This is a genomic window from Corallococcus exercitus, from assembly GCF_003611585.1.
In the GTDB taxonomy this organism is placed as follows: domain Bacteria; phylum Myxococcota; class Myxococcia; order Myxococcales; family Myxococcaceae; genus Corallococcus; species Corallococcus exercitus.
In genome coordinates, this window is sequence record NZ_RAVW01000051.1 from 1 (window position 1) to 20,532 (window position 20,532).

The 20,532-nt window shown below is 67.7% G+C and carries 20 protein-coding genes; 16 read left to right on the forward strand and 4 right to left on the reverse strand.

The features are described 5' to 3' along the window. Nucleotides 1-67 precede the first annotated feature (67 nt). From D7W79_RS09315 to ileS, 8 genes are all read left to right on the forward strand, one after another. Nucleotides 68-1,504: a sigma 54-interacting transcriptional regulator gene (locus tag D7W79_RS09315; protein ID WP_171433434.1), complete on the forward strand. Its 1,437-nt coding sequence runs from the start codon at nucleotides 68-70 to the stop codon at nucleotides 1,502-1,504. Between the two features lie 169 nt (nucleotides 1,505-1,673). Further along, on the forward strand, nucleotides 1,674-2,480 hold the full coding sequence (locus D7W79_RS09320; protein ID WP_120524993.1) for a TadE/TadG family type IV pilus assembly protein: 807 nt from the start codon (nucleotides 1,674-1,676) through the stop codon (nucleotides 2,478-2,480). Nucleotides 2,481-2,485: 5 nt separating this feature from the next. After that, nucleotides 2,486-4,153, forward strand: coding sequence for a pilus assembly protein TadG-related protein (locus D7W79_RS09325; protein WP_120524994.1), 1,668 nt, complete (start codon nucleotides 2,486-2,488; stop codon nucleotides 4,151-4,153). After that, on the forward strand, nucleotides 4,153-5,142 hold the full coding sequence (locus D7W79_RS09330; RefSeq protein ID WP_120524995.1) for a pilus assembly protein: 990 nt from the start codon (nucleotides 4,153-4,155) through the stop codon (nucleotides 5,140-5,142). The genes D7W79_RS09325 and D7W79_RS09330 overlap by 1 nt, the downstream gene beginning before the upstream one ends. 2 nt (nucleotides 5,143-5,144) lie before the next feature. Beyond that, on the forward strand, nucleotides 5,145-5,474 hold the full coding sequence (locus tag D7W79_RS09335) for a hypothetical protein (protein ID WP_120524996.1): 330 nt from the start codon (nucleotides 5,145-5,147) through the stop codon (nucleotides 5,472-5,474). Nucleotides 5,475-5,487: 13 nt separating this feature from the next. Continuing rightward, nucleotides 5,488-6,177, forward strand: coding sequence for a hypothetical protein (locus D7W79_RS09340; RefSeq protein WP_120524997.1), 690 nt, complete (start codon nucleotides 5,488-5,490; stop codon nucleotides 6,175-6,177). A gap of 30 nt (nucleotides 6,178-6,207) precedes the next feature. Then, nucleotides 6,208-6,504: a hypothetical protein gene (locus D7W79_RS09345; RefSeq protein WP_120524998.1), complete on the forward strand. Its 297-nt coding sequence runs from the start codon at nucleotides 6,208-6,210 to the stop codon at nucleotides 6,502-6,504. 53 nt (nucleotides 6,505-6,557) lie between these two features. After that, nucleotides 6,558-9,452, forward strand: coding sequence for an isoleucine--tRNA ligase (ileS, locus tag D7W79_RS09350; RefSeq protein ID WP_120524999.1), 2,895 nt, complete (start codon nucleotides 6,558-6,560; stop codon nucleotides 9,450-9,452). 61 nt (nucleotides 9,453-9,513) lie between these two features. On the opposite strand, the gene D7W79_RS43195 is transcribed toward ileS, so the two are convergent. Both D7W79_RS43195 and D7W79_RS09355 read right to left on the reverse strand, forming a co-directional pair. Continuing rightward, nucleotides 9,514-11,817 carry a hypothetical protein gene (locus tag D7W79_RS43195; protein WP_147441864.1) on the reverse strand — a complete coding sequence of 768 codons (2,304 nt, stop codon included), beginning with the start codon at nucleotides 11,815-11,817 and terminating at the stop codon, nucleotides 9,514-9,516. Between the two features lie 107 nt (nucleotides 11,818-11,924). Continuing rightward, complete coding sequence (locus D7W79_RS09355) at nucleotides 11,925-12,653, reverse strand: Mut7-C RNAse domain-containing protein (RefSeq protein ID WP_120525000.1); 729 nt, start codon at nucleotides 12,651-12,653, stop codon at nucleotides 11,925-11,927. Nucleotides 12,654-12,895: 242 nt separating this feature from the next. On the opposite strand from D7W79_RS09355, the gene D7W79_RS09360 reads away from it, so the two are divergent. Next, nucleotides 12,896-14,077 carry an endonuclease/exonuclease/phosphatase family protein gene (locus D7W79_RS09360; RefSeq protein WP_120525001.1) on the forward strand — a complete coding sequence of 394 codons (1,182 nt, stop codon included), beginning with the start codon at nucleotides 12,896-12,898 and terminating at the stop codon, nucleotides 14,075-14,077. Nucleotides 14,078-14,138: 61 nt separating this feature from the next. Here D7W79_RS09360 and D7W79_RS09365 read toward each other — a convergent pair whose 3' ends face one another. Continuing rightward, nucleotides 14,139-14,513, reverse strand: a complete 375-nt coding sequence (locus D7W79_RS09365) for a hypothetical protein (RefSeq protein ID WP_167497680.1) — start codon at nucleotides 14,511-14,513, stop codon at nucleotides 14,139-14,141. Between the two features lie 120 nt (nucleotides 14,514-14,633). Between D7W79_RS09365 and lspA (D7W79_RS09370) the strand changes: the two genes are divergently transcribed. The 6 genes from lspA (D7W79_RS09370) to D7W79_RS09395 are packed head-to-tail and all read left to right on the forward strand — an operon-like array spanning nucleotide 14,634 to nucleotide 19,281. Next, nucleotides 14,634-15,263 (forward strand): signal peptidase II, encoded by a 630-nt coding sequence (lspA, locus tag D7W79_RS09370; RefSeq protein WP_120525002.1) that lies wholly within the window; start codon nucleotides 14,634-14,636, stop codon nucleotides 15,261-15,263. 32 nt (nucleotides 15,264-15,295) lie between these two features. Then, the gene (gene lspA, locus D7W79_RS09375) at nucleotides 15,296-15,910 is read left to right on the forward strand and encodes a signal peptidase II (RefSeq protein ID WP_120525003.1); all 615 of its coding nucleotides are present in this window, start codon (nucleotides 15,296-15,298) and stop codon (nucleotides 15,908-15,910) included. 16 nt (nucleotides 15,911-15,926) lie between these two features. Continuing rightward, complete coding sequence (locus D7W79_RS09380) at nucleotides 15,927-17,228, forward strand: prolipoprotein diacylglyceryl transferase (protein ID WP_120525004.1); 1,302 nt, start codon at nucleotides 15,927-15,929, stop codon at nucleotides 17,226-17,228. Between the two features lie 39 nt (nucleotides 17,229-17,267). Beyond that, entirely contained in the window at nucleotides 17,268-18,386 is a 1,119-nt protein-coding gene (locus tag D7W79_RS09385) for an MXAN_5187 C-terminal domain-containing protein (RefSeq protein ID WP_120525005.1), read from the forward strand. A 13-nt stretch (nucleotides 18,387-18,399) separates the two neighbouring features. Beyond that, entirely contained in the window at nucleotides 18,400-18,915 is a 516-nt protein-coding gene (locus D7W79_RS09390; RefSeq protein WP_120525006.1) for a KdsC family phosphatase, read from the forward strand. A gap of 27 nt (nucleotides 18,916-18,942) precedes the next feature. After that, the gene (locus D7W79_RS09395) at nucleotides 18,943-19,281 is read left to right on the forward strand and encodes a hypothetical protein (protein WP_120525007.1); all 339 of its coding nucleotides are present in this window, start codon (nucleotides 18,943-18,945) and stop codon (nucleotides 19,279-19,281) included. 3 nt (nucleotides 19,282-19,284) lie between these two features. Here D7W79_RS09395 and D7W79_RS09400 read toward each other — a convergent pair whose 3' ends face one another. Then, the gene (locus D7W79_RS09400) at nucleotides 19,285-19,896 is read right to left on the reverse strand and encodes a cupin domain-containing protein (protein ID WP_208729678.1); all 612 of its coding nucleotides are present in this window, start codon (nucleotides 19,894-19,896) and stop codon (nucleotides 19,285-19,287) included. 256 nt (nucleotides 19,897-20,152) lie between these two features. On the opposite strand from D7W79_RS09400, the gene D7W79_RS09405 reads away from it, so the two are divergent. Then, nucleotides 20,153-20,527, forward strand: coding sequence for a hypothetical protein (locus D7W79_RS09405; RefSeq protein ID WP_244221679.1), 375 nt, complete (start codon nucleotides 20,153-20,155; stop codon nucleotides 20,525-20,527). Nucleotides 20,528-20,532 lie beyond the last annotated feature (5 nt).

A 20,532-nucleotide genomic window follows, 5' to 3' on the forward strand; every position in this document is an offset into this window, starting at 1 on the left:
GGACACTAGCACGCACGGGCGGGGAGGCACGGGAGGTGGGAACCCTTTGCTATCCTCTCGTTCACTGATGACCGCACCGAACCCGCATCCCGACGACATCCACACCAATCCAGGAGATGTCGGACTCGAACTGTCCTCCCAGTCCTCGCTGCTGGGGGAGACGCAGGTGGTGGATCCACGCGCCACCGTGAAGCTGCACAAGTGCCGGCTCCTGGTGACGTCGGGGCCGGACACCGGGCGCTCCATGGCCAGCGACAAGGAGCGGCTTCGCTGCGGCGCCCACCCGGGCAACGACCTGGTGCTGGTGGAGGACCGCACGGCGAGCCGCCACCACTTCGAGGTCCAGTACACCGAGCGCGGCTACCTCCTGGTGGACCTGAACTCCACCAACGGCACCTTCCTGGACGGCCGGCGGATTGAACGGGCCTACCTGTCCCCGGGCTCGCAGATCCGCGCCGGGTCCTCCGTCATCACCTTCGCCCCCCTGGATGAAGAGGTGGCGGTGGAGCCCGACCGCGAGGGCGAGCTGTGCGGCATGGTGGGCCAGAGCGTGAAGATGCGGCAGGTGTTCGGGCTCATCAAGCGCATCGCGCCCATGGACGTGTCCGTCATCATCCAGGGGGAGACGGGTACGGGGAAGGAGCTGGTCTCCAGCGCCATCCATGAGCTGTCCGGCCGCAAGAAGGGCCCCATGGTGGTGCTGGATTGCGGCGCCATCCCGCCCAACCTCATCGAGAGCGAGCTGTTCGGCCATGAGAAGGGCGCCTTCACCGGCGCGACGTCCAGCCGCCCTGGCGCCTTCGAGCGCGCGCAAGGCGGCACCATCTTCCTGGACGAGCTGGGCGAGCTGCGCCTGGACCTGCAGCCGAAGCTCCTGCGCGTGCTGGAGAACCGCGAGGTGCGCCGGGTGGGCGGCAACGACGTCATCGAGGTGGACTGCCGCGTCATCGCCGCCACCCACCGCGACCTGGTGAAGGAGATCGCCGCGGGCAACTTCCGCGAGGACCTCTACTTCCGCCTGTCCGTCATCCACATCCAGCTGCCGCCCCTGCGCCAGCGCCGGGATGACATCCCGCTCATCCTCAAGCAGGCGCTGGCGGAGCCGGAGGTGGTGGAGAAGCACGGCCGCAAGCGCTTCTCCGCGGAGGCCCTGGGGCTGCTGATGGCCTACGCGTGGCCCGGCAACGTGCGCGAGCTGATGAACGTCCTCTCCCACGTGCTGACCTTCTCCGACGAGGGCGAGGAGATCCTGCCCTCCCACCTGCCCCCGCGCGTCCGGGGCCAGGCCCGCGAGGGGCCGCTGCCCTTCAACGAGCACCTGGCCTTCAAGGACGCCAAGGAGCAGCTGCTGGAGAACTTCGAGCGCGAGTACGTCACCAGCGTCCTCACCCGCTGCGAGGGCAACCTGTCCCGCGCCGCCCGGGAGAGCGGGCTGCACCGCAAGTCCATCGAGCGGCTGGTGAAGAAGTATCAGCTCGACGCCAAGGGCCTGAAACCGCGCTGAAACATCGCCGTCGCATGGTTTTCACGGGCGGTGTGTCTTCCCCGGGAAGTTTCCAAGGGGGGGCGACCTCTGCGACAATCCAGGCCCCCCTTCGGACCCCGACGCAGTGTGTCGGCGGTCACTTGACGGATACTGCGAGATTCCCCCATCCCGCAGGATGAGCTTCCGTATGAGCGCACGATCCCCCCGTGAAGCAGGCGAATCCGGCCAGGCCCTGGTGGAGGCCGCTCTGTCGCTGCCACTGGTCGTGTTCCTGATTCTGGGAGCGCTCCAGCTCTTCCTGATGATGCAGGCGCGGGTGATGACGCACTACGCGGCCTTCCGGGCGACGCGCGCGGGCAGCGTGGCGCACGGGGACTGCGAGCGGATGACCCACGCGGCCATCCTGGCGCTGATTCCGACCTTCCACTCGTTCATGGGGCAGGGGACGGGGTCGCTCAACGGTCCCCTGGGCCGTGGCGCGGGTTCGGACGCGCCCCGGCTGCTGGCGGAGGCGTTCGCGGCGCGGATGAACAACCGCTACGCGGGCTCCGGCGGGCCGGGCCCGGGCCTGGACGGCGCGCACAACCGCAGCATCGTCTGGATTTTGCGGGACCTGGCGGGCGGCGGCGTGGACAGCCCGGAGGACAGCGACTTCGACCGGCCGGGGCACCTGCGGCGGCTGGAGGTGCAGCTGGTGTTCTGGTACCCGCTGCGCATCCCGTTCGCCAACTGGGTGATGTCGCGCATGTTCCTGGCGCACTTCGGCCTGCGTCCCTACACGGACGCGAACCCGCTGCTCGTCGCCGAGCGCAACGCCAACTGGAACGGCGGTGAGGTGACGGCGTCGCACGTGCTGGACGGCGAGCTGGCGGCGGAGCTGGCGGACCGCGTGAACGCGCGGCAGTACGTCTTCCCCATCATCACCACGTTCACCATGCGGATGATGACGCCCGTGAAGTCGCGTTTCTTCGCCACCATGAACTGTCCCCGGTGAAAACCATGAAGCGCTCCTCCCCCCAGCGCGGTCAGACCCTGGTGCTGTTCGTCCTCAGCATGCTGCTGCTCTTGCTGATGGTGGCCCTCACGCTGTCGTTCACCATGAAGGTGCGCGAGCGCATCGAGGTGCAGACGGTGGCGGACGCGGCCGCGTTCTCCAACGCGGTGGCCACGGCGCGCACGTTCAACACCATCGCCGTCTCCAACCGCGCGGAGATCGCCCACATGGTGGCGAACGCCGGCGCGGCCAGTCTCCTGAACTGGGCCAGCCTCTACCGCGGCGAGTTGAACGCGGCGAAGCTCGGCTACGCGGCGTGGCTGCCCACCTATCAGGCCTTCGCCACCGCGGGCTGCCCCTGCGCCTGGTCCAACGGCTTCTGCGCCCGCATGTGCCAGTGCGGCGTGCGCGGGGTGACGGACCTGGGCCGGCTGATGACCACGCTCCAGCGCGAGGACCTGCGCGTGGAGGCCGTGTTCCAGTCGTTGGATCCGATGGTGGGCCTGCAGATGCGCCTGCATCAGCTGGCCGCGGGCGCGCTGTATGCTTCCTCGTACGCGGACTTCAGGAGCCTCAAGGACAAGGTGAACGACCAGGGCTTCGCCAACGACATCCTGGGGGACCTGGTGCCGGGCAAGAACCCTCGCGACGCGGGGTGGCTGGCGCCGTCCGCGGGCAACATCTCCAAGAAGGAGCTGGCGGACAACGCGGTGTGCCTGGGTGGCGGCGCGGTCTGTGATCCGCTGCCCATGACGGTGGCCCACGCCGTGGACGCGGCCATGGGCAGCCGCGGCTTCACCTTCGTCACGTCGCGCACCATCGAGCAGTACATCGCGCACGAGGCGAACCTGGCCTTCGTCATCCTGCCGCCGGACATCGTCACGCTCCCGTTCGCCGCCGGCACGGCCCACTTCGGCAAGCCCATCCTCCAGTACGGGCTCTTTCCCCCCTATGCCCCTGCCGTCACGGCCGAGGACGAGGGCGAGGTGGCCTTCATCTACAACCACATCGCGCATGGCGGTGGGCCGCCGTGTCCGGTGATGGTGGGCGGCACGGTGCCGACCCTGGCCCTGTTCGCGGCCTCCGGTGGCGTCATGCCCACGCCCACGCATATGTGGTTCGGTGGCACGGACCCCGCCCCCTTCGCGCGGCACATGCTGGCGCCGTGTCTGGGCGGCCCGTCCAGCTGCCCGGGCATCTGGCCGCCGTTCCTGGACTACAACCTGACGGAGCTGTGGCCCAACGGCGAGGACAACAACTTCGGACAGCCGAAGAACTTCGCGGTCATCCAGCGCGACCGCAGCAACATGCCGGCGGCGCAGCAGGACCCGTGGAACCTGGCGTTCCGCTTCCGCTTCGAGGCGAGCAACCCGAACCCGAACGCGGGCAAGTTCGACAACCGCAGCGCCACCATGGCGGACGGCACGCCGCTGGGCATCCAGACGGCGCTGTCCACGGGCATCGCGTACTACCACCGTGGGCGCAGCCTGGGCATCTCCCACTGGAGCGAGCCGCCCAACCTGCTCAACCCTTACTGGCGCGCGACGCTGGTGCCGGTGGATACGGACGACTCGGGTCTGGATGACGCCATCAGCGCGCTGGGCACCAGCTCTCCGGCTTCCGCCGCGACCATCCAGGAACTGCGGCGCGTGGGCTTCAAGGGGTTCCAGTGATGAACAGCCATCTTCGTCGTCACCGGCAGGCGCGGGGCCAATCCATCGTGGAGGCGGCCCTCGGCGTCACGCTGTTCGTCACCATCCTGGTGTTCGGCATCCACTTCGCGGAGGTGGGCTTCCTGTCGCTGAAGGTGCAGGAGGCCGCGGTGTCCGCGCTGTGGAACGGCACGCACGGCGACATGCATGACATCCCCGTGGATTACGGCGCGGCGCACGACTCCATGCAGCGTGCGGGTGAAGACGCGCAGGCGCGCTACGCGGACTTCAACGGTCTGTCGTCCGTCAACCACGGCGACACCATCACCCAGGTGTTCACGCAGGGCTCGGGCCTGCGCGTGAGCTGCAGCCAGAATGGAGGCCTGGGCTGGAATGGTCCCGTGCTGACCCGGCTCATCTACCGCGACGAGGGCGGCACGTCGTGCACGTCCCAGGCGAACCTCAGCGCGTGGAACATCCCCAGCCGCTTCCTGGACCAGACGCCGGAGACGGGGCTGTACAACCAGCAGCACCTGGAGGCGGCCAACGCCAACATCCAGGTGTGTGGCATCGGCCGCGCGGTGGGGGGCACCTGCCCGGGCCGCTTCTCCATGCTCGTGGACGACTGGGGGCTGTCCAACGAGATCGAATCCTCCGTCTGCTTGCTGTTCCAGGACATGGCGCTGCCGTGCACCAACGGGCCGTTCTACGCGGCCACGAAGGGCGTCTACGAGCCCACCACGCTGCCTATCCCGACCTACGCCAGCTTCCTGGCCATGGACGCCCTCTTCATGAACCCGCTGCCGCCCCTGGTGCTGATGCAGCGGGAGAACACCTTCTGGATGAGCGCGGCGGGTGAGGAGAGTCAATTCATGCAGGCCTGGCTCAAGGTGTCGCCCCTGGGCAACCTGTGGAACACGTCGCCTGGCGCTCTGATTGGCATCACCACGCCCCATTACGGTCTGGGCTATCTGGACCGTCGCGGCTGTTTCCTTGGAAAGGATTGCTGAAGATGAAGATGCGAAGCCTGCTGTCGTGTGGAGGGCTGGCGTTGGTGCTGGGCATGTGCCTGGCGGCGGCTCCCGCGCGCGCGGACAGCAACTCATGCAACACCGACTGCGCGACGAAGAACGGGGACACGCTCAGCGCCTGCATCACCGCCTGCCCGGCGCCCAGCAGCCCGGGGTCGGCGAAGGACAGCAGCCGCGCCTGCTCCGCGCGCTGCGCGCAGAAGTTCCAGGCCCAGTTCAATCAGTGCAAGGCCCGCTGCCCCAAGCCGGAAGTTGACTCGGGGCCGAAGTCGGGCAAGTCGGTCAAGGCCGCGCGTTCGCACCGGCAGTAGGAAGGAACCGTTGATGAAGCGTGTGTTCGGACGCTGGGCCTTGGTGCTGGCACTCGCGGGCGCCTCCCCTGTGTGGGCCCAGCGGGCCAACTTCACCTGGGACATCCCGAAGACCGTCAGCGTGGTGGACGTGCCGGGCCAGGTGGACGCCAACGGTGTGCCGGTGAAGCTGCTCGCGGTGCGCAGCAAGGAGAAGGCGCAGGTCATCCTCCAGAGCGTGGTGGACCGGTGGCTCTCCTGGGGCTTCGTGGTGCCGGAGGCGTACAAGCAGCCGCAGCTCTTGCGCGAGCCGATGGTGACGGGCATCGACACGCGCAACTTCATCTCCTACACGGCCATCCTCCAGGTGAACCCGGACGGCACCACCACGGTATTCCTGGGCGAGGCGAACCTGGGCGCGGCGAAGGCCCCGCAGCCCGCCGGACTGCCCGTCTTCCCGGGAGGCTCCCGGGTCCTGACGGCGGAGACGGAGGGGGCGCGCACGGTGAGCTACTCGGTGCCGGGCAAGACGACCGCGGAGGTGGAGGCTTTCTACCGCGAGGCGCTCACGAAGGCGGGCTTCAAGGAGATCCAGCCCCGCGTGTTCAAGTCCTCCACGGAAGAGGTCTCGCTCAACCTGGGCGTCACCAAGGAAGGTCCGGTGGCGGTGCGGCTGGTGCGCCGGGCAGTGGCGCCGGACGATGGTTTGACCCCGGGCGAGTGACGCCAGCGGGACGAGGAACAAGAGACCGACATGAAGACGCGAATCGCGGTGCGGGGCTGGCTGGGACTGATGGCGCTGGGCGCGGTGCTGGTGGCGCCCCAGGTGCTTGCGCAGACGTGCGACGAGAAGTGCTCCATCAGCGCCGGCTCCACGGTCCAGGCCTGTGTGAGGAAGTGCCCCGCCAAGGACAAGTCGTGCAATGAGAAGTGCACGAAGGCCTTCCAGGCGGCGAAGGCGAAGTGCGCCAAGAAGTGTCCCAAGGGCAAGGGCAAGTCCACGCCCCAGCCGCACACGCACGACCACGGCGACGACGACCACGAGGAGTGAGTTCGCGCGTGTGATTGAAGGACCGGCGGGAGGGTGTTACGGGCGCTCAAGCCATGAGCGACGCCCCCTCCCGCAAGGACCTCGACGCCACCGTCCACCTGCCGCGCACGGAGTTCCCCATGAAGGGGAACCTGGGCCAGCTCGAACCGCGCCTGCTCGCCTGGTGGCGGGAGCAGGACGTGTGGAGGCAGCTGCTCGCGAAGAACGCGGGCCGTGAGCCCTTCGTGCTGGCGGACGGGCCTCCGTACGCCAACGGCCACCTGCACGCCGGGCATGCGCTCAACAAGGTGCTGAAGGACATCGTGGTGAAGTTCCGGAACCTCTCCGGGCGCCCGTGTGACTTCATCCCCGGCTGGGACACCCACGGTCTGCCCATCGAGCAGGCCGTGGAGAAGCGCCTCAAGGAGCAGAAGCTGGACAAGCGCACGCTGTCGCGTGATGCGCTCCTGGAGCGCTGCCGCGAGTACGCGCTGGAGTTCGTGGACATCCAGCGCGCGGAGTTCCAGCGGCTGGGCGTCTTCGGGACGTGGGACGCGCCCTACCGGACGCTCGACTTCAGCTACGAGGCTCAGGAGGTGCGCGAGCTGGCCGCGTTCGCGCGGCGGGGCATGCTGTACCGGCGCAAGAAGCCCGTGGCGTGGTGCCTCCAGGACCAGACCGCGCTCGCCGAGGCGGAGGTGGAGTACGCGGAGCACACGTCGCCGTCCGTGTACGTGGCCTTCGACGCGGGCCCTGAGTTGGTGGAGCGGCTGCCGCAGCTGAAGGGACAGCGCGTGTCCTTCGTCATCTGGACCACGACGCCGTGGACGCTGCCGGCGAACCTGGCCATCGCCGTCAACCCCACGTTCGAATACGTCTTCTACCAGTTGGAGGACCGCGTCCTCTGCGTGGCGAAGGACCTGCTGGCGAAGGTGCTGGCGGAGGTGAAGTCGGACGAGCTGGCCGTGAAGCACGTGCAGCTCCCCACAGGGGAGGTGTCGTCACCGGCGCTGGTGGATCCGTCCCGCATCCTCGCGTACGCGACGGGCGAGGACCTGGAGCACGTGACGTATCAGCACCCGTTCTACGAACGGCAGGGCCGCGTGGTCCTGGGTGAGCACGTCACGTTGGATGCCGGCACGGGACTGGTGCACACGGCGCCGGGGCATGGCCAGGAGGACTACGAGGTCGGCCTGAAGTACGGCCTGGACATCTACAACCCGGTGCGCGCGGACGGCCGCTACGACGACACGGTGGGCGAGGTGCTCGCGGGCCGGCGCGTGTTCGACGCGAACCCGGTGGTGCTGGACCTGCTGGTACAGCGGGGCGCGCTGCTTAATGACAAATCAGACACCGTCACGCACAGCTATCCGCACTGCTGGCGCTGCCACCAGCCGGTCATCCAGGCGGCGACCTACCAGTGGTTCATCCCGATGGATGCGCCGTTCCACGGCACGCAGACGTTCCGGCAGGTGGTGCTGGAGCAGGTGGACAAGGTTCAGTGGGTGCCTTCGTGGGGGCAGTCGCGGATCCGCGGCATGCTGGAGGGCCGTCCGGACTGGTGCATCAGCCGCCAGCGCAGCTGGGGCGTGCCCATCCCCATCGCGTACTGCGACGGCTGCGACGACGCGGTGGTGTCTCCGGAGGTGATGGAGCGGGTGGCGGCGGCGGTGGAGAAGGAGGGCGCGGGCGTGTGGTACCGCACGCCGGTGAAGGAGTTCCTCGGGCAGGACTTCACGTGTCCGCGCTGCGGCAAGGGGGAGTTCCACCGCGAGACGGACATCCTGGACGTGTGGTTCGACTCGGCGTGCATGGCGTCCGCGGTGCTGGAGAAGCGGCAGCGCGTGCCGGCGGACCTGTTCCTGGAGGGGAGTGATCAGCACCGGGGCTGGTTCCATTCCTCGCTGCTGGTGTCGGTGGGCACGCGCGACGTGGCGCCCTACAAAGCCTGCCTCACGCATGGCTTCGTGGTGGATGGCCAGGGCGAGAAGATGTCCAAGAGCCGGGGCAACACGGTGGCGCCGGACAAGGTCATCCAGCAGTACGGCGCGGAGGTGCTGCGGCTGTGGGTGGCCGCGAGCGACTACCGCAACGACGTGCGCCTGTCGGACGCCATCCTCAAGGGGCTGTCGGAGGGCTACCGGAAGATCCGCAACACGCTGCGGTACGCGCTGGGCAACCTGCACGACTTCGACCCGGCGGAGGACGCGGTGGCCCCGGATGCGCTGCTGCCATTGGACCAGTGGGCGCGAGGCCGGCTGGCGCAGGTGGCCGCGCGGGTGCGTCAGGCCTACGAGGATTATGAGTTCCACCTCGTCTACGCGACGGTGGTGGACTTCTGCGCCAATGACCTGTCGGCCGTGTACTTCGACATCCTGAAGGACCGGCTCTACACGGCCAAGCAGGACGGGCCCGCGCGGCGGGGTGCGCAGACGGTGCTGCACGAAATGCTCACGGTGCTGCTGCCGCTGCTGGCACCGGTGATGAGCTTCACGGCGGAGGAGGCCTGGCAGCACCTGCCCGGAGAGCGCGCGAAGAGCGTATTCCTGGCGGGCTTCGCTGAGGTGAAGTCCGAGATGCCTTCGAAGTTGGAGGCGCGTTACACGAAGCTGTTCGCGGTAAGGAGCGCGGTGCAGGGCGTGCTGGAGGTGGCGCGGCGGGAGAAGCGCATCGGCGCGTCGCTGGAGGCCCGCGTGGTGGTGAGCGCCACGGGTACGGTGCGGGAGGTGCTGGAGGCGCAGCTCGCGGAGCTGCCCGGGCTGTTCATCGTGAGCCAGGTGGAGCTGGCGGAGGTTCCGTCCGAGTCAGCGAAGGCCCTGGATGTTTCACAGGCCTTCGGTGACGGCGCGTCGCTCTCCGTCGAAGTGTTGCCTGCTCACGGCCAGAAGTGCCCTCGCTGCTGGGTGTATTCCGAAGCAATGGGGCGGGGTGAAGATGTCTGTCTTAAATGCCGTGAGGCATTGAGCTGAGGCTACGGAAAGAAACGCCACCGCGAGACATGCTCGCGATGGCGTGCCCCTACCACTTCAATCATTCAGAGTAGGTTGTCACAGTTCGGATGGGCGTGCACGGAGGCTCGGGCCATGCTGGGAGGGTGTACTTGTCACTGGCGCAGATCTTCTTGATGCACTCGCCACGACCGGCAGCGGCGCCAAGATGACGACCGTTAGGGCCCGCATTGAATCCAGTGCCGTATTTGGTTGAGCAGAGCGTGTTTCCGTAAGGCTCCGGATTATGCCCTGTGAGGAAGTAGCGCCTGTGGCGTTCATTCACAGGAGTCAAATGAACCATGACGTCTGCTCGGTAACGCATGATGCAGTCATGCGCCCCAGAGAACACGCTCTGGGTTCCATCCTGAGAACATCGCGTCGCGATGAGGTATTTGGGGTCAGTAGCCAATTCTCGGGGAGATTGATCCCGGGTCAGCGACTCCAGGTAGACTTCAACGCCTCCCGGCGAGAGGGTTTCGTCGACCGGGGTCTCTTTTCTGAGTGTTCCGTTGCCCGTAATGGTCGCGATGAAAATCCCCCCTTCTCCATGATGGGGAACATTGACGGAATGTGCCAGTTCATGCGCGATGATAGAGGTGCGCCCTTCCTCAGGAACGTCGTTGATAGTGCCGGTTGCAATGCCGATGTATTGGATTTTGCGTGGGTTGCCAGGGCCTCCATATGTCTTGGATGTCCCGTTGGTGCCTGCTTTTTCCTGAAGAATGACGAGATGCTGGTCGTTCTGATGGGTTGCCTTGTCGTAAGCAGAATTAATGATGCGGGTTGATGTTTCGAAGTCATCTGCGCTTGCGAAATGCACCTTGATTCCGGTGAGGCTGCTGAAGAGGTTGATGCCGCCACTGGCGGCTCCTCCTATTTTGTTGTTGAGAAAGTAATCAACGTCAGCAGGGTGGGTCCGGATGTGCTGATTGTTCAGGATGAAGCCTCTGTACTCCTCATAGAGGGTCAGTCCGTCTCCTGGGCAGCCGGGATCTCCTCGTCCTTCGCCCAGAATGTCACTGTCGTCTAGATCGGCTTTTGACAGGCTATTCGTGTCAGCCTTCCACTTGTCCGCGATGAAGGAACCTGACGCGCGCTTTGGCAAGAGGAGCGGTCCCTCAATCGGGGGAAGGGGAGCACCAGGCGTACTCCCTGGGTTTTCGAGCATCGACATGACCGAGTCACCGTCTTCGGTTTCGCCCCATGCGACGATTTCTCCATATCCACCAAAGTCGAAGGAGGAGACAACGGCCTCGGCTTCCATGTACTCGCCTTCAGGGGTCTGTACCGTCGCGATATCAATGAAGTCCAGCCCATGAAGGGCGTTCTTCTCCTGCTCAAACTGCAGGTCCCGGTTAACGTCTCCGAAAGGAGGCGTGTTTTCGTAGGGCGTGTTCATTGCAATGCCCGGGACGTTGGAGGATTTGAGATAGAAGGTGATTCGCTTCAGCTTGGGCGTCGACGAGGAGTCAGGTTTGGGAACTGCCTTGGCCGTCACTACCAGGGTTGAGCCGGGCTCCGGAGAACCTGCCGTCAAGGACGAGCCGATGACGGGTTCGAGTTTGGCAAGCGGCAGCCAGTCATCGTGGTTCTCCGCGCTCAAGACGAGATCCAGAGCGTCACTCGCAGGCCTGAGGTCCCACTCGATGTCCCACTCCACGGGGGTGACACCGTAGGGCACGGGGTCCGGTATGCTCGTCAGGACGGTAGAGTCGCTGGTGATGAGGTGCTTCGTCCCGTGGATGCGCAGAGGGGCATCCACTGCGGGAAGGTCGAAGACGAAGTGACTTCCGAACTGGAAGGGGCTCAGGGCGTACCAGTAGTACGTGGTGTCGGCCGTGGTCCCGTCTTGGGTTCCTGTCCCCTTGCACGGAATGCTGCTGAACGGGGTCAATTGCATCTTGTAGGTACTGTCCGAGGGGAACTCCATCGTAGACGTGCGGGCGGCCGTGCTGTCCGAGCACCGGGCCGCATACGTTGCGTAGGTCTGTCCTTGGAAGGTGTCCTGCTCGATCCGGCTGAAGTTGTAGAAGCCTCGCTTGATGTCGACGAACGCGAAGTTCGACGCCTCCAGCATGGTGATCTCGATGGGGGCGAAGTACGTCAGGTCTCCCTTCCACTGGTGAGTGGTTTGGGGCGTCGTCCACTGGCCGCTTGTCCTGCTTCGGGCCTTCAGCACGCCCACCCATTTGGGAACGGCCAGGACTCGACTCGCTGGCGTGTCCAGCCGTTGGAGCATCGATTGCGGAGGAAGGACAGCCTCTTCAGGCGGTGCGTCCTGCGCTGTGCAGGCTGCGAGGAATGCAAGTCCAAAGATAAGGGAATCGCGAAGGTGCAATTTCATGCTGAGGGTGTTGGCCTCTGAGTGGGGGTCTGGCATTGCAGGTGTCCAGACGCTTCCCAGCTCAATCCCTGAGCTTTGCCTTCAAATTATTTCCAGACGTCTGCTTTCTAGCTGGACTGTTCCAGCCTGCGCAGCGTGTCCACCAGGTTCTGCATGCGTTCGTGATGCGTGCCGGGCCAGAAGACACGCTTGCAGCCGGGGCACTGTTGGAAGTGGCTGTGGCGTTCGGCGACGCCTTCGGGGATGCGGCCCTGCACTTCGTCTGGCGTCGCGGTGGACAGCGGCGCGTTGCAGGCGATGCAGCGGGAGAAGGGCCGCATGCGTGACGTCAGGCCGTAGCGCCGCACCACCTCCACCAGCTGGTGCGCGGGGTCGGTGGCTCGTGGGTAGTAGCCCTGCACCACCTCCGAGCGCTTCAGCACGCCCAGGTCCCGTGTCAGCAGCACCCTCGATTCGTCGTGGGACAGGCGCGCCAGCAGGTCGTCCGCGTAGTCGTTGCGCCAGAGCGTGTCGAAGCCGAGCATCCGCAGGAAGCCCGAGAGCCGCCCCAAGCCCACGTCCAGGATGAAGCGCGGCAGCTCCGGCAGCGGCACCGGCACGGAGGCCGGGTACACCTCCACGGTCGTGTCCGCCTCCGCCCGGTGCCCGAAGCCCACCGGCTCGCCGTCCACCAACACCACGTCCACTTCCGGATGCGGCGGTCCCAGCGACTCGATGAGGTCCTTCACCGAAGGGCTGCCTTGCAGCACGTGAGTGAACGCTCGCTCCCGGCGCTCCGGTGCCACGAAATCGTTCAGTGCGCCGTGGAACCGCACCGTGAGCTGCCGTGCCGACATCCTGGACTCCTCACGTCCTGCTGCGTCGTGGCCCGTTTCCGTGATGCCTTCCTTCGAATCCCAGCCTTCCCCAGCTTTGGGGCGGTGGAACTCTCGGATTCTTGAAGGGCGGAGAAGGCAATCCTCACGGGCCGTCAGGGGACAGCCTTCCTGCAAACTTCTATAATCACGCGTCAGTCGGCGCGCCGAAGCCGGTGGAACACCCCCTCGACCCCCTCGGAAGCAAGGATCCAGGTCCCTGTATGGCCATGAAGTTCCCCCCGTTCCTCCGCCCCTTCGTGGCGCTGGGTTTCCTGGCGCTCGCCTGCGGCGAGGGTGACGAGCCCATCGCTCCGCCTGACTCGGGAACCTCGGCCGATGCTGGCACCCGCACCGACGCGGGCGAGACCGTGGACTCGGGTCAGCCCACGGTCGAGGACGACGCGGGCACCACCGTGGATGCTGGCTCCGACGTGGACTCGGGCTCCGATGATGCCGGCACCGCGGTCGACGCGGGCACGTCGGTGGATGCGGGTTCGACCGTCGACGCGGGCACTTCGACCGACGCGGGTTCCGCGACGGACGCGGGCTCTTCTACCGACGGGGGCTCCGCGACGGACGCGGGCACGATTGACGGCCCGGACTCCGATGGCGGCGTCACGCAGATCCGCCTGATGGCGGCCAACCTCACCAGCGGCAACGGCCAGAGCTACGACCCGGGCCACGGCATCCGGTTGATGCAAGGCGTGGATCCCGACGTCGTGATGATCCAGGAGTTCAACTACAAGTCGAACTCCGCCGCGGACATCCGCGCCATGGTCGACACGGCCTTCGGCACGGGCTTCTTCTACTACCGCGAAACCGGCGCGCAGATCCCCAACGGCGTCATCAGCCGCTACCCCATCATCGAGTCGGGCGAGTGGACGGACACCCAGGTCTCCAACCGTGACTTCGCCTGGGCGCGCATCAACATCCCGGGCCCTCGTGACCTCTGGGTCGTCAGCGTGCACCTGCTCACCAGTGGCTCTGGCGTCCGCAACACGGAGGCCACCAACCTGGTGAAGTTCATCAAGGCCAACATCCCCACCAGCGACTATCTGGCCATCGGCGGCGACTTCAACACCGACAGCCGCTCCGAGGCCTGCTTCACCACCTTCAAGCAGGTGGTCAACACGGCCAGCCCCTATCCCGCCGACAAGAACGGCAACGGGGGCACCAATGCCGGCCGCAGCAAGCCGTACGACCACGTGCTCGTGGACGACGACCTGCGCCAGTTCCAGGTGTCCACCGTCATTGGCAACAGCACCTTCGCGGGCGGGCTCGTGCTCGACAGCCGCGTCTACACGCCCATCTCCGAAATCTCTCCGGCACTGTCCAGCGACAGCGGCGCCGCCAGCATGCAGCACATGGGCGTCGTGAAGACGTACGTCACGCCCAACTTCTAGAAGGCGCGCGGGTCACGCGGGCCGGTCATCGGGAATCCCCGGTGCCCGGCCCGTCGCTTTTTCAGAAGCTCCACTTGTGCTTGTTCTTCGCGATGAAGCGCCCCACCGGCGGGATGCGCGCGATGAGCGGCGTCAGCACGAACACCGCCGCCAGCCGCAGCGGCTTCACCGCCTGCGACGCGATGTACGCCGCGCCCCACGCGCCCACGTTCGCCCCCGTCCCCTGAGGCTGGAAGCCGGCCCGGATGGCCGCCCAGAAGCCCACGATGACCAGGCCGAAGATGAGGTAGTTCACCGCGATGGCCAGCGGGCCGTAGTCCACCAGCAGCGCCTTGAAGCGCGCCATCAGCGACGGCTTCGCCGCCGGGGTCGTGGTGGTTTCGGGTGGGGCAATGTCGGGAGCAGGGTTCTTCACGTCGGGCTCAACAGGCGCCATGGGCGCACCATGCCCGAAACAGGGGGCCTCCGGGAGGGAGAGGACAGGCGGGCTGGCGGGCCCCGGCCCGGGTCCGGGTTGTCAGGGCTCCCGGGGGCACGATAGAGGTTCGGGCACCGCATGAAAGCCTCCCTCCGCCTCCTCCTCGTGGTGGTCCTCGCCGTGCTGGCGGCGGATCAGGTGTCCAAGTACCTGGCCGTGTCCCGGCTGACGGAAGCGCTGGACGGACGCAGCGGTCTGGCTCGCGTCTCCGGCTTCCTCAGCGAGCAGAACCTGGACAACGACCCTCCGGTGGAGGGCGTGTTCCGCAAGAACACCCGGCCGTACCGCTTCATCGAGGACTACTGGCACTTCCGCTACGTGGAGAACCCGGGCGCGGCGTGGGGCATGTTCTCCAACCTGCCGGACACCGCGCGCAAGGCGTTCTTCCACGTGGTGAGCCTGGCGGCGCTGGCGTTCATCCTGGTGCTGTACCGCCGCACGGAGCCGTCGCAGAAGGGCGTGCGCGTGGCGCTGGCGCTCATCACCGGCGGCGCGCTGGGCAACTTCGTGGACCGGCTCATCCGGGGCTACGTCATCGACTTCATCGACTGGCACTGGCGCAACCAGCCGGGCATGCGCTGGCCCACGTTCAACGTGGCGGACGCGGCCATCTGCGTGGGCGTGGCGCTGATGCTGCTGGACTCGCTGCGCCGGCCGGAGGCCGTGGCCACGCCGCCGCTTCCCCAGGGCAGCAGCCCTCAGCCGTGACGCGCGGGGGTGGGCTGGTATAAGCCCACTCCGTGCCGCGCAAATACGCCATCCTCCTCGCCCTCACGCTGGGCGTCATCGTGCTGGACCAGTGGACGAAGTACCTGGTCGTGCGGGACCTCACCACCCGCTTCGACGGGACGACCACGCTGTCGGAAAGGCTGGGCGCGTTCTATTCGCCCGCGGAAGGCCCGGAATTCCGCGGCCTGCACTTCCAGCCGAAGACGCACGTGGAGGTGGCGGAGAACTTCTTCCGCCTGCGCTACGCGGAGAACCCGGGCGCGGCGTGGGGCATGTTCCGCAACCTGCCCCCGAACGTGCGCGGCCCGCTCTTCCACCTGGTGAGCCTGGGCGCGGTGCTGCTCATCGTCTTCTACTTCCGGAAGCTGTCCGGCACGGACCCCGCGGAGGTGTGGGCGCTGTGGGGCCTGCCGCTGGTGCTGGGCGGCGCGCTGGGCAACTACATCGACCGCGTGGCGCGGGCCTTCGTCATCGATTTCCTGGAGGCCCATTGGTACGACAAGGCCGCGTGGCCGTCGTTCAACGTCGCGGACATGGCCATCTGCGTCGGCGTGGGGATGCTCGTGGTGGACGCCTTCGTGCGCAAGGAGAAGCCCGCGCCCTCCGCTCCCGCGAAGGCTTCGTGAAGGCCCGGAGGTCCCCATGCTCCCCGTCCTGCTGCGCCTGACCTTCACCAGCCTGTGGATGCAGCTCCTGCTGTACGCCGCCGCGGTGGGGGTGGTGGCCTCCGTCGCCGTCAACGGCTGGAAGGGCACGCTGGGGCCGGTGGACGCGAAGACGGGCAAGGAGGGGCCGGTGCCGCTCCAGGACAAGCTGCTGCGCGCGGCGGGGTTCGCGGTGGTGGGCGGCTTCCTCGCGTACTTCGGGTTGATGTACGCGCTGCCCGCGGACGCCTTCCCTGGCGGCAGGGGCGAGGGCATCCCGCTGCACACCTACGGCGTGCTCCTGGCCGCGGGCTTCGTCACCGCGGTGTCGGTGGCGGGCCGGCTGGCGCAGGACGAGTGGCGCCGCGTGTCCTTCGTGGAGGGCCGGGGTTGGGTGGACACGGAGGGGCCCCAGAAGCGCGAGCAGGTGATGGACCTGGCGTTCTGGGTGCTGGTGGGCGGGCTCGTGGGCAGCCGCGTGCTGTTCGTGCTGGTGAACTGGCAGGACTACGCGCGCGACTGGACGCAGGCCTTCTCCCTGGGCGGCGGGCTGGTGTTCTACGGCGGCCTCATTGGCGCGGGAGGGGCGGCGTTCCTCTTCGCCCGCAGGCACGGCCTGGACTTCCTGCGGCTGGCGGACGTGTGCATCCCCACCGTGTCGCTGGGGCAGTGCCTGGGGCGCCTGGGGTGCTTCTCCGCCGGGTGCTGCTGGGGCGACATGGCGGGGAGCCACTCCCACACGGGCGTCAGCTTCCCGGGCTCCGGGCTGGCCCAGGACCTGTTCGGCCGGCTGGGGGGCGCGTCCAGCCTGGCGTATGGCTCGCAGGCCGGGGATGACCGCTTCGTGGTGGAGGCCACCGGGCAGGTGCTCCACCAGGCGGCGCCGGGCGCGGTGCGCATCTCCGACTGGGTGGCCCGGCACGGCACCACGCTGCCGGTGTACCCCACGCAGCTCTTCGAGTCCGTGGGGCAGCTGGTGCTCTTCGTGGCGCTCCTGTACGCGCGCCGCTTCCGCCGCTTCCACGGGCACATCTTCGCCCTGTGGCTGATGGCCTACGCCGTCCTGCGCACCGCGGTGGAGCTGTTCCGGGGCGACGTGGAGCGGGGCACCCTGCACGGCCTGCTGGAGTCGCTGGGGGCCCAGGGGCTGGCCGGGGCGGTGCCCCTGGAGGCCTGGTACAACGTGTCCACCAGCCAGTTCATCTCCCTGTGCATGTTCACCTTCGGTGCGTTGCTGATGGCGCGCCACCGGCCGGCGGGTGAGTCGGCTGGCCTGGGACCGACACCGTCGGCGGCCTGAGGTTGCGAGCCGCGCCCGGGTTGGGGACACTCCCAGGACATGCCGCCGCCCGACAACGCACGGCCCGCCGCCAAAGGTGGGGGCCGGCCCGCGCAGGACGCCAGTTCCTCCAGCGAAGCCGCCCTTCACGAATGTGAGGAGCTGGAAGCGGCCATCGCGGAGCTGCGCCACAGCTACGAGCAGTACTTCCTGGGCATGGAGCGCCAGGCGCCCATCCGCGCGCATGAGGATTTGAAGAAGCGGATGCTGAAGCTCAAGGGGGCCTTCATCCGCAGCACGTCGGTGAAGTTCCGCGTGCAGAGCCTCCACAACAAGTTCCTCACCTACGAGCGGCTGTGGGTGCGCACGCTCCAGGAGATCGAGGCCGGCACCTACCGCCGCGACCTGGCCAAGGCCCGCCGCCGCGCCGGAGCGAAGCAGCCCGGTGCCACTGGCGAGCGCCAGAAGGGCGTGGTGGAGCTCACCGAAGAAGTCGACGACATGGACTTCGAGGAGATCGAGGAGCTCACCGGCCGCAGGCCCATCAACGAGCCGAAGCTCGCCGCGGAGTACCTGGCGGAGCAGGGCGCGGGCGGAACGCCCTTCCGGGGCACGCCCTCGGTGGCGCCCGTCGCGGCGCCGCCGGCCGGTGCGCCCCGGGGCACGCCCGCGGGGCTGGTGCCTCCGGCGAAGAGTGTTCCGGCGGTGGCCCCCGTGAGCGGGCTGCCGTCCATTGCTCCCGTGGGGGGCACGCCGCAGAAGGGGACTCCGGCGGTGGGGACGTCGAAGCTGCCGTCCGTGACGCCCGTGGTGCCTCCGGGTGGGACTCCGGCGGCGGGACGTCCGGCGGTGCCTCCGGGCATGGCCGCGAAGGCGCCCGGTGCTCCGGCTCCGCAGCAGCCCGCGCGTCCGGCGGCTCCGGCGGCGGCGCCGCCCCGTCCGGCGGCGGCGGGCCCCGGTGGCGGCATGTCCGACGACAAGCTGCGCGCGGTGTACGACGCGTACGTCACCGCGAAGCGCCGCTGCCAGGAGGACACGTCCAAGCTGTCCTACGAGTCCGTGGCCGCCACGCTGCGCAAGCAGGTGCCGGAGCTGCTCAAGCAGCACAACGCGAAGGCCGTGGAGTTCAAGGTCGTCATCAAGGACGGCAAGGCCTCGCTCAAGGCCGTGCCCAAGTAGCGAAAGGCACGGCATGAACCAGGACCTGGAGTCGCTCAAGGCGCGCGTGGCGCGCCTGTCGGTGATGATCTTCGACATCGACGGCACGCTCACCGACGGCCGCATCTTCTGGGTGCCCAACTCCGGCTGGACGCAGATGTACAGCGTGCGCGACGGCATGGGCATCAAGCGCCTCCAGGAAGCGGGCATCGAGGTGGCCGCCATCTCCGGCGGCGACAGCCTCTCCGCGCAGATGCGCATGCAGTCGCTGGGCTTGCGTCACGTGCACTTCGGCAGCCAGGACAAGGTGGCGCACTTCGAGAAGCTGCTCGGCATCCTCAACGTGTCCGCGGAGCACTGCGGCTACATGGGTGACGAAGTGGTGGACCTGCCGCTGCTCAACGCGGTGGGCTTCTCCGCCACCGTGCCCGAGGCCCCGGACGAGGTGCGCGCGCAGGTGCACTACGTGGCCCAGCGCGCCGCGGGCTTCGGCGCCGCGCGCGAGGTGTGTGAGTTCATCCTGAAGCACCGGGCGCGCTCCGCGCCGTGACGTGAAGAGACGAGGGGGAAGCACCGCATGAAGAAGGGGATGTGGTGCGTAGGGCTCCTGAGCCTCGCGGGGTGCGCGAGCATCATGGGGCCGAAGGAGCCTGACTCGCCACCGCTGGGACGTGCCACCGTGAAGTGCGTCATCACGAAGAAGGGCCGGGCGGAGCAGTGCCGCGCCATCTCGTGGGACCCGACCGTCAGCAACGCGCGTCTCGCGCAGGCCATCCGCGACATCGAGGCGACGCAGTACGGCCCGGAAGAGGGGGAGCGTTTCGGATGGTATGCGGAGGACCATCCCTACACGTTCGAGCTCAAGTTCTGGGATCCGCCGCCTCCGGACGGCGGGGTGGCGAGGTCCACGCCGTGACGGCTACTTCCAGTCGCGCACCAGTGCGCCGTCCCTCCCGCTGACAGGGTCGCTTGGAGGCACCGGCACCTGCGCGATGCGCTTCACGGAATCATCGTGCGTGGCGGCGTCCGGACGCTGCAGGTCCCACTGGCCGTGGCCTTCCGGGTAGGCACCCACGACGAGGAAGTCGCCGCTGGACTCCACACGCTTGTGCCCGGTGCCCGCGGGCAGCACCACCACGTCACCGGCCTGCACGCTGACGACCTGTCCCGCTTCCCCACCGAGCATCAGCTTCGCGCTGCCCTTCGCCACGCCCAGCACCTCGTGCGCGGTGGAGTGGTAGTGGTGGAAGTCGTAGACACTGGAGCGCCACTGCGGCGGCCAGCCGTTCGCCTCGAAGCGCTGCTCGAACGTGGCGGCCACGTCGCCCTCGCGTGAAACCGCCGCGCGGTACACCAGCACCGGGAAGCGGCTGTTGGGCACCTTGCCGTCATCCTTGAACGTGAGCCGCGTGGGCACGAGCGCCTTCGCGGGCGCGTCCGCGTGCGCATCCACCGAGGCCAGGGACAGCGCCGCACCCGCGATGGCGCCGGTCATCCAGCGCGGGGTGTCGGGCTTCGCAGAATCCTTCATCGCGTTCCTCCCGTGGGCATGACCCTCCCAACCTGGGACAGGCCCGGGGCGTGTGCAACGCGCGGATGCGGGGCCCTTCTGCCTCACCGTCAAACCGGTGGGACGGGAAAGATGCCCAAACGTTCGCTCCTGGAAACGCCTGCTTCCCCATCGTCAGTCCGGGTTGTCGCTCCCCAGGCCCGTTCCTACCTTGCGCTGCCTGACGGCCGGTGTGTGCGGCCCGAGACACGAGGGAGGCGACGTGGGGATGCGGCGGATGTGGCTCGGACTGGCAGTGGCGGTGGGGCTCGCCGTGTCCACGGGATGCGGACAGTCCCCCGAGGATTCCGAAGCGCGGCTCGCGGCCCTGGAGGCCGAGGGCAAGCAGATGGACCAGGCCCTGGACGCGGTCGAGGACCGGCTCATGGGCAGCCAGGGACGGCTCGCCATGTGGAACGAGCTGGGGCGGCGTCACCAGGAGGTGAGCGCCATCCAGTGCAAGGTGTCCGACGCCCACATGGCCGCCATCCTGGCGCACGAGGACAAGCAGAACCAGAAGGCGCGCACCCTCAAGCAGCGCAACTCCATGGCGTCCGTGGACACCTCCGTGCTGACCTCCGGCAAGGTGCCCGCGCGGCAGCGCAGCAACTGAAATGC